Here is a 16,395-nt window from a genome sequence, read left to right as displayed (position 1 = left end):
CGTGTCCATCCGCGCCGGGGAGCACACCCAGCCGCGCCGGGGATAAACCCAGCCGCGCCGGGGAGCACACCCAGCGACCACTGGCACGCCTCTCCGAGCTGCTTGCTGCCCGCATGACGCGGACGAGAGCGTCCGGCGTCAGCCGGTCCGGCGTCGGGGTGACCTTCGGCAGGCACGCGGGACGCCGTCCTGTCCGCGCGCTCGGGGCAGCGCAGGAAGCTGACTCCGCGGATGGCGCCGGATGGAGCGCCGACGTATGCTCCACGAAGGGCCATGCACGCACACAAGCTCATTGTCCGCGTTCCCAAATCGCGACGCGTCGAGATCAGCCTTCCAGAGGATGTGCCGGAGGGAGAAGCCGAGATCATCGTGCTGACTCAGGAACAACGAGACGTGCACCCGATGGAGGGTGGACGCAATGAGAGGCTCTTGGCCGCGTGCCGCGCGGTAGACGCGTGGCGCGACGACAACCCGGAACGAATCTTGTCGAAGGAGCAGGTGGATGCCGCGCTGAGCGCGGAGCGCGACAGCTGGGGAGAGCCGTGAGTCGAGTCTATCTGGACTCCTGTGTTGTCATCTATCGGGTCGAGGGCGCGGAGCCCTACAGGAGTGCATCGGATCGCGCGCTGCTGTCGCTCGGCTCGGCCGATGCATACATATCGCCACTTGTTCGACTGGAATGCCTCGTGAAGCCTGTTCGGTTGAATGATCACGGCCTGCGAGCGACGTATGAAGGGCTGCTCTCCGCGTTCGACCTCTTGCCGCTCTCTGCGGAGGTCTTCGACCTCGCGACTGAGCTTCGGGCCCTACACGGGCTGAAGACTCCCGACGCTCTCCACGCCGCGTGCGCCATCCACCACAAGTGCGAGCAGCTCTGGACGAACGACGATCGTTTCCGGCAGGTGAGCAGCAGGATCGCTGTCAGGATCATCGGCTGATTCCCGTCGCCGCGTGCACGGCCATCTGCTTGCCGTCGAACGTCACGGCGGGTGCGTGCACCGGAGACGCGCCGGCGGCCCGGACCCGGAGCTCGGCCATGTAATTCTTGAGGTCGCTCGGACCGGAGACCGCCGCCTTGCCTTGCGCGGCGATCGCGCGCTGGCGTCCCGACGCTCCCCGGCGGCCCCGAGCGACCCCGCGCTCGCTTGCACGCCGCCATCCCCGAGCGCAAACTGCGCTCGCGATGGCCCATGGTCTCCCGCGCCGCGCGCTGCTCCAGGCCGCCGCGGGCGCGGCGCTCTCCGGCCTCCTCGGCCTGCCGGCGCGCGCGCTCGCCGCGCACGGCAAGGCGGCGGAGGGCGAGTTCTTCCTCTTCATCCACGCGTCCGGCGGCTGGGACGTGACGCTCTGGGCCGACCCGCGGAACGAGAGCAAGGGGCTCGTGACCCCGGCGACGACCGACAACACCGACACGGCGCCGCTCCGCCTCTGGGTCGACGCGCCCGCGGCCGGCGGCGCGAAGAGCTTCGCCCCCGTCACGCCGAAGGGCTCGAGCCTCACGTTCGGCCCGGGCATCGGCGCCCTCGCGGACCTCCACGACCGGCTGTGCATCGTCAACGGCCTGGCGATGAACACCGTGAGCCACCCCGACGGCACCGCCTTCGCGACCACCGGGCGGCACCTGAGCGGCGGCCGCGTCATGGCCTCCAGCCTCGACGCCATCTGCGCCAGCGAGCTCGGCGCCAGCCAGACCTTCCCCGCCGTCTCCGTGCAGTTCCCCTCGGCGTTCGTGGGCGACCGCCTCGACCGGCGCGCCGTCCCGCTCACGGTCGGCGACATCGGCACGATCAGCCGCTCCCTCGCCCGCGCGCGGCACTACGACACCGACGAGGACCGCGCCGCGGTGACCGCGCTCCTCTCCGAGGAGGCCAGGTCCCTCGCCGCGCGATCGCGCTACACCGAGGCCCTGAACGGCTTCGCGATCCAGTCGGAAGCGCTGGGCAGGATGCTGAACGCCGGGCTCCAGGACGTGTTCTCCAGGGGCAAGCTCATCCAGGCGCACCCGGAGCTCGACCACAAGGCCCGCTTCGCCCGGCAGGCGGCCGTCAACGCGGCGTTCGCGATCGAGGCCATGCGGCGGAACGTGGTCCGCTGCGTGAGCTTCGCGAGCGACGGGTTCGACACGCACACGAGCAACTACCGCCAGCACGCGGCCACGCAGCAGGAGCTCTTCGACCTGATCGCCGCCCTCCTCGGCTCGCTCGACAAGACCCCGCACCCGACCCGGGCCGGCAAGAAGCTCTCGGATCACACGCACATCCTCGTGACGAGCGACTTCTGCCGGACGCCTCAGCTCAACACGGCGATGGGCCGCGACCACTACCCCAACAACTCGGCGATGGTGATCTCCCCCCGCTTCCGCGGGGGCATCTCGTTCGGCAAGACCGACCCGGAGCAGCTCCTGCCGGCCCCGGCCAAGACGTTCCAGGGCGGGCCTCGGCCGATCGCCCCGCCGGATCTGCTCGCCACCTTCCTGTTCGCCTTCGGCATCCCCCCGCTCGAGCACCTGCGCGACGGCGAGGTGGTGCCGGAGCTGCTCCGGCGGTCGTGACGCCCCTGCGCCGAGCGGCGCCCCTCGCCGCGCTCGCGCGCGCCCGCCTCGCCGCGCTCGCCTGCCTCGCCGTGCTCGCGCTCGCCGGCTGCGCCTCGCAATCCGCGCCCCCGCGCCCGCCGCTCGCCGTGCGCCCGGTCGCCTGGCCCGCGCCGGGGGAGCTCGGTCCGGTCCGCGCGGTCGCCGACGATGGCGACCGCGTCGTCCTGTTCCACGACGGCGCCGCGGCGGTCTTCGTGAACGGCGCGCTCGCCCGGGTGGAGCGCGCCCCCCATCGCTGGGTGAGCGCCGCGGTGGTGCCCGCGCCCGACGGCTACGGCACGTGGATCGTCGGCGCCGACGCCGAGGGCCGGCTGCTCAGGCTGCCGAGCCGGGGGTCGTTCGAGCCTGTCGCCGACCACTACGGCCTCGAGCGCGCCGCGGTCCGCGCCGCGGCCGGCCTCGGCCTCGGCGGCGGCGCCGCCTTCGCGCTGGACGGCGAGATCGCGGTGGCGGACGGCGAGCGCGTCACGCGCTACGCGACCGGGCCGCTCGCGGCGTTCGCGGCGGGCGGAGGGCGCGTGGCGTTCGCGCTCGGCGGCGACGAGGTCCTCGCCCTCGACGTGGCCCCGAGGGCGCTGCGATCGTACCCGCTCGAGGCCGACGGCCCCGCGCCGCTCCTCGCCGTGACGGGCGCGGGCGCGCTGCTCGCGGCGACGCCGGCGGCGCTCTACGCCGAGGACAGCGCCGGCGTGCTGCGCCTCCGGCTGCGGGCGAGCGCGGCGCTCCACGGGCTCGCCGTCTCCGGCGAGCGCGTGTGGTTCGCCGACGGCGGCGAGCTCGGCGTGCTCGACGCGTCGGGCGCGCGCGCGACCCGCGGCGCGCGCCTCCCGGAGGCCGGCCGGCTCATCGGATCGCCGAGCGGCGACGTCTGGCTGCTCGCGGCGGGCGCCCTCCGGCGCTTCGCCGCCGACGACGCCGGCGCCGGGCCCGCCTGGGACGACATCGCGCCGGTGTTCGACCGGGCGTGCGCGCGCTGCCACCGCCCGCGCGGCGAGGGCGGCGTCGACCTCTCGACGCGCGCGGCGTGGGCGTCGCTCCGGGAGGCCATCGCGCGCCGGGTCGTCGAGGAGCGGACCATGCCGCCCCCGGGGCACGCGCTGTCCGAGGCCGATCGTGCGCGGATCCGCGGTTTCGTCGAGCGCCTCGCGCCGCCCGCGCGCCCGTCGGCGCGGCCGTGACGCACCCGCCCGCGCGACGGTGACGCGCGCGGCTGCAGGCGCGGCGCGCCCGTCTTGCGCTACCCTGGGGCCCCACCGCCAGAGGAGAGCTGCCTGATGATGACGTTCAGCCCTGATCCGCGCCTCGCTGAGCAGCAGATGCACGCCATCATCTATTACCTCACGGGGTTCGGGTACATCGACGGCGAGCTCGATCCGACCGAGAAATCGTTCATCCGCGGCCACATCCAGGAGCTCGTCCAGCAGCGCGCGCGCGACGCCCTCGGCGACGAGGCCCAGGCGAACCAGGACGTCATCGCGCGGTGGACCAAGCACTTCCACGAGGTGTTCTCCGAGATCGACCACCAGATCCAGGGCCTCTTCACCGAGAGCGTCCCCGACGGCGAGGACCCCAAGGACTTCGTCCTCGCGAAGATCAAGCTCCGCTGCTTCGAGCTCCTCGACGGCTTCGACGACGACAACCGCGAGGCGCTGCTCGCCACCGTCGACGGGCTCATGCTCGCCGACGGCGTCATCCACCCGAGCGAGCAGAAGTTCCGCGACGAGCTCTCCGCGCTGCTCGCGCTCGCGGTCGAGATCGACGACCTGGAGATCGAGCCCATCGAGCAGGGCGCGGTGGTGATCGATCCGGCCACGCGCAAGCAGGCGCGCGAGCTCGACCACCCGTTCTTCAAGGCGTTCGAGTGGGACTACGCGACCGATCCGGCCACGTTCGCGGAGCAGGCCAAGGTCGATCTCGACCTGATGCGCCGGTTCGAGGAGAAGCTCGCCGAGCAGCGCGCGCGCGGCGCGGGCCGGCTCGACGGCGCGGTGGACCTCGCGAGCTTCGCCGGGCAGGCGCCGTTCCTCGACGGCCACGTCTACGTCGCCTCGCCCGATCCCGCCCACGAGGTCGAGCTCCTCGTCGTCGGGGATCTGCACGGCTGCTACTCGTGCCTCAAGGCGGCGCTGATGCAGGCGGATTTCTTCGCCAAGCTGCAGGCGTACCGCGAGGACCCGGCGCACAACCCGCGGATCATGCTGGTGTTCCTGGGCGACTACATCGATCGCGGCAGGTTCAGCTACAACGGCATCCTGCGCACGGTGATGCAGCTCTTCCTCGCCGCGCCCGACAACGTCTTCGTCCTGCGCGGCAACCACGAGTACTACGTCGAGCTGAACGGCCGCGTGCTCGCGCCGGTGCGGCCCTCCGAGGCGATGAGCTCGCTCGCGGCCATCGCCCCGAACGAGGTGTTCGCCGCGTACATGCGCCTCTTCGAGGCGCTCCCCAACATGCTGGTCTTCGACCGCATCCTCTTCGTCCATGCGGGCATCCCCCGCGACGACACCCTCGCCGCCCGGTGGCAGTCGGTGTCCTCGCTCAACGACCCCGAGATCCGGTTCCAGATGCTCTGGAGCGACCCGAGCGAGGTCGACGCCATCCCCGCGGAGCTCCAGAAGTCCACCGCCCGCTTCCCCTTCGGAAAGCGGCAGTTCAAGAGCTTCATGCAGAAGCTCGGCTGCACCACGCTGATCCGCGGCCACGAGCGCATCCAGGAGGGCTTTCGCGTGGTCTACGACGACCCCGACGGCGTGCTCCTCACGCTGTTCTCCGCGGGCGGGAGGACCAACGACGACCTGCCGCTGACCAGCAACTACCGCGAGGTCACCCCGATGGCCCTCACCATCCGTTACAAGGGGGGAGTCAGTCAGCTCACGCCCTTCGTGATCGAATACGAGCGGTACAACGACCCGAAGTACAACGCGTTCTTCCGGGAGCAGCTCCCGTCGCTCGAGATCAGCGTCTGACGAGCGAGGCGGCCGCCCGTGACCGACGCGCCGCGCCTGGCACACCGTGGCCAGGCGCCCCCCTGCGCCCCGGGGCGCGTCAGCCGCGGTCCGAGCGGCCGGCAGCCCACGGCACATCGGTTGCAGCTCCGCTGGCATGCTCCGAACCTCCTCCATCGCGGTCGCTCTTGGCTTGCTCCCCTCCCTGCTGCTCGCGGCAGGTTGCTTCGTCACGGTCAACCAAGACGATCCAGGCGACGGGGGATTGCCGGCCCTGTGCTCGCTGCCCCAGAAGGTTGGTCCGTGTGAGGCGGCGATCCCGATGTACTGGCACGACCCGGACACGGGCGTGTGCAAGCTGTTCTCGTATGGCGGCTGCGATGGCAACGCGAACCGCTTCGACTCCTTCGAGGCGTGCCAGGAGGCCTGTCACGGCGGGAGCCCGGACATGGACGCGTGCGAGGCGCCGGGCGACTGCGTCCTCGCGGCCGCGGGCAATTGCCCTCCCTGCGACACCACCGGAGCCGGCTCGCTCGTGGCGGTCAACCGCGCGATGAAGGACGAGTACGACAGGGTGAACCCCGTCTCGAGCGTCGTGTGCGAAGCTTGCCCGGACGTCAGCGAGCCCGAGCGCAGGTTGCAGTACGCCGCCGCCACGTGCGAGAGCGGGCGCTGCGTCGTGCGCGACGTGCGCGAGTCGCCGCTGACGGAGTGCACGGAAGACGCGGAGTGCGCGCTGCGCGACGGCGTCGGCTGCTGCGAGGGGTGCGACGGGACTGGCATCGTCGCGCTGAACCAGAGCGCGGACCTCCGGAGCCTGGTTTGCCCCGCCGACGCGGGCGCGTGCCCTCCGTGCGCGCCCGTCTATCCGGACGGGATGACGGCGGTGTGTTCGGCGGGCCGGTGCCAGCCGCGGCTCCCCGCGGCGCCGTGAGCGACGAGCGCGCCGGCGAGGGGCGCGCCGCGCCTCGACGATGTCGTCGCGGTGCGCCGCGTCCGGTAGTGCTCAAATTTGCCCGGAGAGAGTTCACATGAAGGCGGGAAGGCGGGAAGAAAAGATCAATGATCTTCCTGCCTTCCCGCCTTCCCGCCTTCATGTTCAATTTTGAGCACTGCCCCGCGTCGCCTGGCACTCCGCGGCCTGGCATGCCATCGCATGCGTATGAATACCCTACGATCGATCGCCTTCTCGGGCGGTCGAGGGCGCGCCGGTTGCAATGTCTCTGGATTGCGGCGGCGCTTCTCCCTCGGCCTTGGCTTGCTTACCTCTCTCCTGCTCGCCGCGGGCTGCAGCGGCGCGGACGCGGGCGGCGACGGCGGCGCGGGCGGCGCGGGCGGCGCGGGCGGCGGCGGCCCGGTCGCCGGCAGCGGCGGCGGCGGCCCGGTCACGAGCAGCGGCGCCGGCGGCGAATTGCCGAACCGCTGTTCGCTGCCGCAGGACCCCGGGCCCTGCGACGCGGCGATGCCGCGCTACTGGCACGACCCCAGCTCCGGCGTGTGCGTACCGTTCACCTATGGCGGTTGCGAGGGCAACGAGAACCGCTTCGAGTCGCTCGAGGCGTGCCAGGAGGCCTGTCAGGGCAACGTCCCGGACATGGCCGCTTGCGCCGCGCCGGGCGATTGCGTCCTCGCCTCGCCGCGCTGCTGCGCCGCCTGCAACCCGAACGACGTCCATGAGTTCGTCGCCGTCCATCGCGACATGGCGACAGATTTCTGGAACACCCTCGGGTGCGGCGGGGGCGTGGCGTGCGCGCCGTGCCAGGACGTCAGCGAGGCCGAGAGCACCGGCCAGTACTTCGCCGCCGCGTGCGAGGCCGGGCGCTGCGTCGTCCTCGACGTGCGCGAATCCCCGCTGACGGAGTGCACGCAAGACGCGGACTGCGCGCTGCGCGACGGCGTCGGGTGCTGCGAGGAGTGCAGCGGGAAAGGCATCGTCGCCCTCAACCAGAGTGCGGACATCGAGTCCATCGTCTGCCCCGAGGGCTTCGGCGCGTGCCCCCCCTGCGCGCCCGTGTACCCGGAGGGCATGACCGCGGTGTGCCTGGAGGGCAGGTGTCAGCCGAAGCTGTCCTCGCCGTGAACGCCGGCGTCCCCGCCCTGCGCCATCAGGCGCAGCTTCATGCATTGTAGATACGGCTCTCCCCAGTACCCACCACGGCGCCTCCCGCGCGCAGCGCGTCATGAGCGCGCCGGGCATTCGCGCTGAACGAAGTCCAGAAACTGCGCGGGAAATGCCGTTCGCGCGGTCGCCGCGCGTTGACGCTGGACGGCTGCGCCCGATAGCCTGGGCCTTGAAGCTCTTGTAGATTCTTACATCTTCGACCTCTTCACGAAGGGAGCTGCCCGTGAATCGACGCACCCCGAGGATGCTGCTCGTGGCCCTCGCGCTCTCCAGCGCGGCCGCGTGCTCGGGCTCGAATGGAGACGGCGGGACCGGCGCGGGTGGTGGCGGGACCGGCGCCGGCGATGGCGGATCCGGCGCCGGCGTCCAGTGCGCGCCGGGCGTCACCGCGCCCGGACCGACCCCGCGCCTGACGCGGTTGACGCACGCGCAATACGACAACTCGATCCGGGACCTCTTCGGCAAGGACATGAAGGCCTCGGCGTCGTTCCTCGCGGATCCGGCGTTCGAGGGGTTCGACAACAACGCGAAGGGGCTCGTCGTGTCCGACCGGCTCGCCCGCGATTACCGGCGCGCCGCCGAGGCCATCGCGGCGGACGTCGTGGTCGACCAGGCCGTGCTCGGCGACATCCTGCCGTGCGCCCCGGAGGGCGACGGCGCCGCGTGCGCCCGGCAGCTCATCCGGGAGCTCGGCAAGCGCGTCTACCGGAGGCCGCTCTCGGCCGAGCAGGAGGCGGCGTACGTCGCGGCCTACGCGCGCGGCGATGGCCTGTTCGAGTCGGGCACGCCGTTCGAGCAGGGCGTCCGCCACGTCATCGAGGCGATGCTCCAGTCGCCGCATTTCCTCTACCGCGTCGAGCTCAGCGAGGAGCTCGACGGCGAGCAGATCATCCCGCTCGACGGCTACGAGGTCGCGACCCGGCTCTCGTACCTGCTCTGGAACAGCCTGCCCGACGACGCGCTCCTCGCGGCGGCGGAGCGCGGCGCGCTGGGCTCGCCCGAGGGGATCGAGGCCGAGGCGCGGCGCATGGTCGACGATCCCAAGGCGGTGAGCGCGCTCGACGACTTCCACCGCCAGTGGCTGCACATGAGCCGCTACGCGGATCTCTCGAAGGATCCGGCGCTCTACGAGGGCTTCGACGCCAGCGTGTCCTCGGCGATGCTGGCCGAGACGCAAGCGTTCATCCGGCACGTCATCCTGGAGATGGAGGGCGACTACCGGACGCTGATGACCGCGCCCGTCGGGTTCGTGAACGACAAGCTCGCCCCGATCTACGGCGTGGAGGGGTCGTTCACGAGCGAGCTCGTCGAGACGCCGCTCGACCCGGCGTCGCGCGCGGGGCTCCTCACGCAGGCCGGCTTCCTCGCCTCGCACGCGTTCGCGCGCGAGACCTCGCCGATCCACCGCGGCGTGTTCATCCAGCGCCAGATCCTCTGCGCGGACCTGCCGGACCCGCCGGCGAACATCGACACGGAGCTGCCGCCCAAGCAGGGCGAGATCCGGACGACGCGGGATCAGGTGGAGGCGCACACGTCGGCGAAGGCGTGCAGCTCGTGCCACGGCGTGATCAACCCGCCGGGCTTCGCGTTCGAGCACTACGACGCGGTCGGGCGGTACCGCGAGGACGAGGGCGGCGAGCCGATCGACGCGAGCGGCACGATGACGGTCGGGGAGGCCGAGATCCGCTTCGACGGCGCCGTCGACCTCGTGAAGCAGCTCGCGGAGAGCCCCGTCGCAGAGCGTTGCTATCTGACGAACTGGTACCGTTACGGCAACGCCCGCCAGCTCTCGCGCGAGGACGCGTGCACGATCGACGACCTCGACGCGAAGCTCGGCGCGTCCGGGTACAACATCAAGGAGCTGCTCGTCGCGCTCACCCAGACGAAGACGTTCAGGTATCGCGCTGTGGAAGAGGTGGACCAATGAATCGCAGAACGTTCTTGCGGGGCGCGTGCGGGGTGATGCTCGGCCTGCCGTTCCTCGAGTCGTTGCGCGCTCGCGACGCCAAGGCCGGTCCGGAGGCCGCGCCGCGCCGGTTCATCGCGTTCTTCATGTGCAACGGCGTGAACATGGGCCGGTTCTTCCCGAGCACGCGGTACGGCGCCCTGACGGACGCCTCGTTCGGCGCGGATCGCGCGATTGCGCCGCTCGCCTCGTACCGGGACAAGCTCCTGATCCCGCGGGGCATTCACATGGCGCCGCGCGGCTTCGGGTGGGATCCGAGCGCGGGCGACGATCACGCGAAGGGGATCGGCTGCAAGCTCACGGCGCAGCCGCTCGTCCAGGGCAGCCAGTACGCCGCGGGGATCTCGCTCGACCAGTTCATCGCGAACAAGCTCAACCCGCCGGGCACGCCCGCGCTCACGCTGATGGTCGGGGCGCGGGTCCCCAACGTGCGCGGGCACATCTCGTACAGCGGCAGCGAGCAGCCCGTCTCCGGCGAGAACAACCCGTGGCTCGCGTACCAGGACCTGATCGGCGTGACGAACGTCGAGGAGGAGGCGCTCGAGCGGCTGACCAAGCGGCGCCAGAGCGTGCTCGACCTTGTCGGGGCCGAGTACGAGGGCCTGCTCAAGAAGAAGCTCAGCAAGGCGGACCGCGACAAGCTCGAGATGCACTTCCAGACGGTGCGCGACCTCGAGGTGGCCATGGGCAACGCCGGGCTCATCCCGCGCGAGCTCCCGCCGGCGCGGGCCGCGGAGATCGAGGCGGTCGACCCGGCGACGGTGTCGTTCGACGCCGAGTTCAAGAAGATCGGCCGGATGCAGATGGACATCCTCGCGCTGGCGATCGCGACCCGCGCGACGCGCTCGGCGACGCTGCAGTGGGGCGCGGGCGCGTACGGGCCCATCTTCAAGTGGGATGGGATGAACCACGAGTACAACCACCACAAGCTCTCTCACGGCAACACGAGGGACGACGACACCGGGAGCGTCGTGGACGGCTACGAGGAGATGCTCTTCGACATCGATCGCTGGTTCATCGGCGAGTATGTCTATCTGCTCGACCGGCTCGCGGGCTACGACGAGGGCGGGACGTCCGTGCTCGACAACAGCGCCGTCGTGTTCATGAACGAGCTCTCCAACGGCAAGATCCACGATTTCCGCGATTTGCCGTACATCATCGCGGGGAGCTGCGGCGGCTACTTCAAGACGGGGCAGTACATCAAGGTGACGCGGCAGCAGAACACGCTTCAGGACGAGGACGCGCCTCACAACAAGCTGCTCACGACGCTCGCGAACGCGGTCGGCTGCACCGAGGAGGGCGGCGGGCCGATCGAGAACTTCGGCGCGTTCGGCGAGCCGGGCGAGTTCGACGAGCTCAAGGCCTGATCGGCGCGGCCAGGGCGCGGCGCGCTCGCGTTCACGCGTGCCGCGCCGCGCCGCGTGGCACACGCCCTGCACACGGGCTTCGTCTTCAAAAGGAGCGCTGCCTTTTATGACGAAGCGACCTTCTCGACGGGCATTTGTACAGACCGTGGGCGCGGGCCTCGCGCTCAGCGCCTGTGGAGGAAGCGCGCAGGTGGGGCAAAACGCCGCATCTGCGGGCGGGGGCTCTCAGGAGCCGCCGCAGGGGCCGGCGCCTGGCGCGCCCGGGGAGAAGGACGTCGAGCTGCCGGCCGGCGGGGTGATGCCGACGAGGCCGCTCGGGCGGACCGGCGTGAACGTCAGCCTCCTCGGGCTCGGCGGGTACCACATGGCGGTCCCGGACGACGAGCAGGAGAGCCTCCGGATCGTCCGCTTCGCGATCGATCACGGGGTCACCTTCCTCGACAACTGCTGGGATTACCACGACGGCAAGAGCGAGGAGCGGATGGGCAAGGCGCTCCAGGACGGCTATCGACAGAAGGTCTTCTTGATGACCAAGCTCGACGGCCGCGACCGCGCTTCCGCCGAGGCGCAGCTCGAGCAGTCGCTGCGTCGGCTGCGCACCGACGTCATCGATCTCGTGCAGATGCACGAGATCATCCGGATGAGCGATCCCGAGAAGATCTTCGGGCCTGGCGGCGCGATGGAGGCGCTCGTGGCCGCGAAGAAGGCCGGCAAGATCCGGTTCATCGGCTTCACGGGCCACAAGGACCCGGACATCCACCTCGCCATGCTGAAGATGGCGGAGCGGCAGGGCGTCCCGCTCGACACCGTGCAGATGCCGCTCAACGTCATGGATCCGCATTACCGGAGCTTCGAGAGGAATGTCCTCCCGGCGCTGACGCAGCAGGGCATCGGGGTGCTGGGGATGAAGCCGTTCGCCAGCGGGGAGATCGCGAAGACCGGGGCGGTGTCGCCGATGGACTGCCTGCACTATCCCATGAGCCTGCCGACGTCGGTGGTGATCACCGGCTGCGACTCGATGGGCATCCTCAAGCAGGCGATCAAGGCGGCGTACACGTTCCAGCCGCTCAGCAGCCAGCGCGTGTCGGAGATCCTCGCGCGGACCGCGCCGCTCGGGGCGAAGGGGGAGCACGAGCAGTTCAAGACCACCGAGCGATTCGATGGAACGACCAAGAACCCCCACTGGATGACGTCGGCGAAGATTTGAACGGCGCGGGGGGCTGGTACCCGCGTCACCGAGGCTGGATCTCCTTCCCTGGACGCGCGAGAGGACTCGCCGAGCCGCCCAGCCGCCGAATGTGCTGCTGACCCAATACGTCAGATCGGGCTATCGGTCGTACCCCTGCGAGATGTCGTCAGCGCCGCCCGTCCACGACGAGCGCTCCGGTCTGAACATAGCGCTCATAGACGGCACGCAGCTCCGCGTCGTTGAGCCGCTGCTCGAAGCCGTCGATGACGGTGAGCCCACTCTCCTTGTCGCGGTGGGCGTTCGCCTGGAACTCCTCCCAGCTCATGTCGGTGTTTTCGTTCGGCGTGGATTCTTCAGCCTCGGAGTCGGATGAAGAGGAGGGCTCCTCGCCGCCGCAACCGGCGAGCGCGAGCACCACCAGGGGCGCACAGAGGAGGACAGACAGGGAGCGCCCGATGCGGCTCCTGGACAGACGCCCCGAAGACGAACCTCGATTCATTGGAACACCTTTCTCGGTCATGCCACACGTTGTTCGCGATCAGCCGAATCTCGCCAGCGGCGATTCGGCATCCAGCGCCGCCAGCATTGAGCATGATGACACAGGAATCGAGAAACATGGAAGTCCCAAGCGGGAGCCGCGGCGCGCGTTGTCTGCCGCGTCGCCGCATCGCCGCCGGCGGGGGTTGCGGTGATGGCGGTGGCTGCGCCCTCTGAGCCAAGAGGATAACGAGAAGCTCGCGCCGCACCTGCCACGGGTCGTGCGGATCGAACGAATCCGGCGCGCCTCGACCACCTCGGCCCCATCACGGCGAGCGGCGGAGCGCGCCGCGCCGCTGCGCTGCTCGCCGGAAGCCCGTGCGGCGATCGCGGGGGCGGAGCGCAGGCTCGGGCGCTCAGTAACCCCCCTGCTTGTCGACCACGTTCACGAGCGGCTCGCCCCGCACATAGCGCTGCAGGTTCGAGAGGAAGAGCTCCCCGAGGTGCTGGAAATAGCCCGGATGGGCGCCGGAGTAGTGCGGCGTGATGATCACGTTGGGGAGCTTCCAGAGCGGGTGCTCGGCGGGCAGCGGCTCCGGCTCCGTCACGTCGAGCCCCGCCCCCGCCAGGTGACCGGAGCGCAGCGCCTCGACGAGCGCGTCGGTCTGCACCGTCGCGCCGCGACCGACGTTGACGAGGAACGCGCCGCGCGGCAGCGTCGCGAGCTCGCGCCGCCCGATCCAGCCGCGCGTCTTCGCCGTCAGGGGGAGGATGTTCACCAGCAGCTCGGACTGAGCGAGGAACGCCTCCAGGTCGTCCGGGCCGTACACCTCGGCGACGTGCTCGACGGGCTCCTTCGTGCGCTTCAGGCCGATGACCCGCACGCCGAAGGCGGGCCCGATGCTCGCGATGCGCTGACCGATGGCGCCGAGGCCCAGCACCCCGAGGGTCTTGCCCCGAAGGCTCCTGAGCGTCTCCCGGTACGTCTGGCTCTGCCAGACGCCCTCGTGCTGCCGAGCCGCGGCCAGGTGCAGGTTGCGCGTGAACATGAGCAAGAAGCCCCAGACGTGCTCGGCGATCGGCTGCGCATGCACCCCGCTCGCGTTGGTGATCACGAGCTCGGAGCGCGCCACGACCTCCGGAGAGAGCAGGCGCTCCACGCCGGCCCCGACGGTCTGCACCCAGCGCAGCTTCCGGGCCTCCCGCAGGTGCGCCTGCTCGAGCCAGCCCGTGATCAGCGCCACCTCGGCCTCCCGATAGCCGCTGGGATCGCGCTCGAGCTCGGCAGCGGTCCATAGCTCGACGCCCGGCGCCACCTTCCGCGCCCGTTCGACGATCTCCGCAGGTAGCTCTACGCCGAGCGCGATCGTGAGAGATGCAGACATGTTCAGGCCTCCAGGTGCTGGCGAAGCGCGGCCGCTCGAGCGGCCGGCGCTGACAAGGGCAGGAGCATCCCCGAGGATGGATCGTTTGTCTACTATAACGGATACGTGTCTGCTATGAGAGAAGATCGACAGGAACGGAGCCTCGTCGAACCCCGGTGCGCGCGCTCGTGCCTGGCGAGAGCCTCGTCATGGGCACGATCGAGCGGGAGCAGGGGTAAGCGTGGCTGTGCGCGTGGAGCTCGAGCTGCGGGGAGCGAGCGCGGTGCGGTGACGCTCTCCGCTTCGTGTCGATCAGAAGCCGAAGGTCGGATCCTTCTCGGGGGCACCCTTGCTGGAGGGCGCGGCCGGAGAGGGTCGCTTGGCGGGCGGGCGCGCCGGCTTGAGGGGGGCCTTCCCGGCGCCGGAGGGGGGGCCGGCCGAGGAGGTGGGGGCGGGGGCGGAGTCGACGGCAGCCGGGGAGGGGTCCGCGGCGGCCGGGGAGGGGTCTGCGGCGGCCGGAGAGGGGTCTGCGGCGGCCGGAGACGATGACGCCGCAGCGGCGGGAAGTGCGCTCGCGGTGGGAGGCGGAGGGGAGGGCTCTTCCGGCACGCGGTCCGGAGGCGCGGCGGCTTCTGTGGCGCCGAGCGGGGGCGCGGCCGCCGGCGTGGCGGGCTCGTTTGGAGCAGGCGAGCGGAGCAGGACGACGGCGGCGACCCCTACGCCGACCGTCAGCACGCTGGCGGCCACGGCGAGCAACGCCCGCGATGACGGGGGGCGGCGGTCTGGCTGCGGGGGCAGGGCGCCTCCCACGGCCTCCAGCGTGCCGCTCGCCGTCAACGTGCCGCCCGGGCCTGGGATGCCGCCGGGAACCCGCATTCGGTCCGCGACCACCGTTCCGCCTGCTACCAGCGTGCCGCCGGGGACCATGGCGTCATCGAGGGCCACCGTGCCGCCCGAGCCCGGGGCGCCGCCCAAGCCGGGAGTACCGCCCGAACCCGGCGCGCCGCCGTGAGCCGCCGCGCCGCCGTGAGCCGCCGCGCCGCCGTGAGCCGCCGCGCCGCCGTAAGCCGGCGGCCCGCCGTGAGCCAGCGCGCCGCCGTGAGCCGCCGCGCCGCCGTAAGCCGGCGGCCCGCCGTGCGCCAGCGCGCCGCCGTAAGCCGGCGGCCCGCCATGAGCCACCGCGCCGCCGTGAGCCAGCGCGCCGCCGTGAGCCACCGCGCCGCCGTGAGCCACCGCGCCGCCGTGAGCCGGCGCGCCGCCCTGAGCCACCGCGCCGCCCTGAGCCAGCGCCTCGGCGGAGTCCAGCGAGTCGCGCGAATCCGGGACCGCCGCGCGCTGCACGGCCGAGGCGAACGCGCGGGCGAGCTCGCTCGCGCTCTGGAAGCGCTCGCCGGGCTCGCGCTTGAGCGCGCGCTCCAGGAACTGATCCAGCTCGGGCCAGAGATCCGGCGCGAGCTGCGAGGCGACCGGGATGTCGCCCGTGCAGATCTCCACGAGCACGTCGCCGAGCTCCTCGCCGGGGAAGGGCAGCTGGCCCGTGAGGCATTGAAAGATGATCACCCCGAGCGACCAGAGATCGCTGCGGTGATCGACCGTCTTGCTCCGGCGCACCTGCTCCGGGCTCATGTAGTGCGGCGAGCCGATGAGCGTTCCGGTCTTCGTCGCGTCGGCGGCCAGCCCGGTGCCGGTCGTCTTGGCGACCCCGAAGTCGAGGATCTTGACGATCTCCTCGCCCTGGCGCGCGAGGAAGATGTTCGCCGGCTTGAGATCGCGGTGGATGAGGCCCACCTCGTGCGCGCGGCGGAGGGCCTTGCAGACCTGGCTCACGATGCCGAGCAGCTCGGCCGGCGCGACGCGCCCGCGGCGCACGAGGTACGCGGCGAGGTCCTCGCCCTCGAGGAGCTCCATCGCGAGGTAGGGCGTGTCGCCCTCGAGCCCATAGTCGTAGACGTGGACCACGTTGGGCGTCCGGAGCTGGGCGGACGCCTTCGCCTCGCGCTCGAACCGCGCGCGCGCGACCGGGGAGTCGGCGTGCTGCGGCATCATGAACTTGATCGCGACCTCGACCTCCAGCTGGAGGTGCCGGGCCACCCAGAGCAGGCCCATGGCGCCGCCCGCCAGCGGCCGCTCCAGGCGATACTTCCCACCGACGACGCTCCCCGCTTCAAGCGACAGCATGCGTTCGAGCCTTCTGCGTCCCCGTGTCCTTGGGTTCGGGCCTTCGGGCTCTAGCAGAGGCGGGGCCCACTGTCGCGGTACTTACAGCTGCCGGCATCTCGAGCCATCATGCCATGGGCGCGGCGACGGGACGAAGACCGAGCGCGAGCGGTCGCTGTCGCATCTTCTCCTCCCCGGATTCACGGCTCCCCGGA

13 protein-coding genes are annotated in these 16,395 nt (G+C 71.2%); 10 read left to right on the top strand and 3 right to left on the bottom strand.

Annotation, left to right across the window (positions count from 1 at the left end; genetic code table 11):
- Window positions 1–273: 273 nt before the first annotated feature.
- The 10 genes from WMF26_RS43915 to WMF26_RS43870 all read left to right on the top strand — a co-directional run bounded on the left by WMF26_RS43915 (window position 274) and on the right by WMF26_RS43870 (window position 12,200).
- Entirely contained in the window at window positions 274–546 is a 273-nt protein-coding gene (locus tag WMF26_RS43915) for a hypothetical protein (protein ID WP_061624434.1), read from the top strand.
- The gene (locus tag WMF26_RS43910; RefSeq protein WP_437997587.1) at window positions 543–938 is read left to right on the top strand and encodes a type II toxin-antitoxin system VapC family toxin; all 396 of its coding nucleotides are present in this window, start codon (window positions 543–545) and stop codon (window positions 936–938) included. Before WMF26_RS43915 ends, WMF26_RS43910 begins: the two co-directional genes overlap by 4 nt.
- A gap of 245 nt (window positions 939–1,183) precedes the next feature.
- Window positions 1,184–2,551, top strand: coding sequence for a DUF1501 domain-containing protein (locus WMF26_RS43905; protein WP_061624437.1), 1,368 nt, complete (start codon window positions 1,184–1,186; stop codon window positions 2,549–2,551).
- On the top strand, window positions 2,548–3,771 hold the full coding sequence (locus tag WMF26_RS43900; RefSeq protein ID WP_437997586.1) for a c-type cytochrome: 1,224 nt from the start codon (window positions 2,548–2,550) through the stop codon (window positions 3,769–3,771). The genes WMF26_RS43905 and WMF26_RS43900 overlap by 4 nt, the downstream gene beginning before the upstream one ends.
- 96 nt (window positions 3,772–3,867) lie before the next feature.
- Complete coding sequence (locus WMF26_RS43895) at window positions 3,868–5,559, top strand: metallophosphoesterase family protein (protein ID WP_437997585.1); 1,692 nt, start codon at window positions 3,868–3,870, stop codon at window positions 5,557–5,559.
- A gap of 136 nt (window positions 5,560–5,695) precedes the next feature.
- Window positions 5,696–6,472 carry a BPTI/Kunitz domain-containing protein gene (locus tag WMF26_RS43890; RefSeq protein WP_437997584.1) on the top strand — a complete coding sequence of 259 codons (777 nt, stop codon included), beginning with the start codon at window positions 5,696–5,698 and terminating at the stop codon, window positions 6,470–6,472.
- A gap of 324 nt (window positions 6,473–6,796) precedes the next feature.
- The gene (locus WMF26_RS43885) at window positions 6,797–7,618 is read left to right on the top strand and encodes a BPTI/Kunitz domain-containing protein (protein WP_437997583.1); all 822 of its coding nucleotides are present in this window, start codon (window positions 6,797–6,799) and stop codon (window positions 7,616–7,618) included.
- Window positions 7,619–7,883: 265 nt separating this feature from the next.
- The gene (locus WMF26_RS43880) at window positions 7,884–9,587 is read left to right on the top strand and encodes a DUF1592 domain-containing protein (protein WP_437997582.1); all 1,704 of its coding nucleotides are present in this window, start codon (window positions 7,884–7,886) and stop codon (window positions 9,585–9,587) included.
- A complete protein-coding gene (locus WMF26_RS43875; RefSeq protein WP_437997581.1) occupies window positions 9,584–10,993 on the top strand; it encodes a DUF1552 domain-containing protein in 1,410 nt (469 codons plus the stop codon). Before WMF26_RS43880 ends, WMF26_RS43875 begins: the two co-directional genes overlap by 4 nt.
- A 190-nt stretch (window positions 10,994–11,183) precedes the next feature.
- Window positions 11,184–12,200, top strand: a complete 1,017-nt coding sequence (locus tag WMF26_RS43870; protein WP_437997580.1) for an aldo/keto reductase — start codon at window positions 11,184–11,186, stop codon at window positions 12,198–12,200.
- A 148-nt stretch (window positions 12,201–12,348) separates the two neighbouring features.
- Here the strand turns inward: WMF26_RS43870 and WMF26_RS43865 are convergent, their stop codons facing one another.
- The 3 genes from WMF26_RS43865 to WMF26_RS43855 form a co-directional block, all read right to left on the bottom strand.
- The gene (locus tag WMF26_RS43865; protein ID WP_437997579.1) at window positions 12,349–12,600 is read right to left on the bottom strand and encodes a hypothetical protein; all 252 of its coding nucleotides are present in this window, start codon (window positions 12,598–12,600) and stop codon (window positions 12,349–12,351) included.
- A 475-nt stretch (window positions 12,601–13,075) separates the two neighbouring features.
- Window positions 13,076–14,044, bottom strand: a complete 969-nt coding sequence (locus WMF26_RS43860) for a D-2-hydroxyacid dehydrogenase (RefSeq protein WP_437997578.1) — start codon at window positions 14,042–14,044, stop codon at window positions 13,076–13,078.
- Window positions 14,045–14,335: 291 nt separating this feature from the next.
- Entirely contained in the window at window positions 14,336–16,201 is a 1,866-nt protein-coding gene (locus WMF26_RS43855) for a protein kinase domain-containing protein (RefSeq protein ID WP_437997577.1), read from the bottom strand.
- Window positions 16,202–16,395 lie beyond the last annotated feature (194 nt).

The sequence above is a fragment of the Sorangium sp. So ce185 genome, assembly GCF_051526825.1.
Classification (GTDB): Bacteria; Myxococcota_A; Polyangia; order Polyangiales; family Polyangiaceae; genus Sorangium; species Sorangium cellulosum_D.
This window is presented reverse-complemented; position numbering and strand designations above follow the sequence as displayed.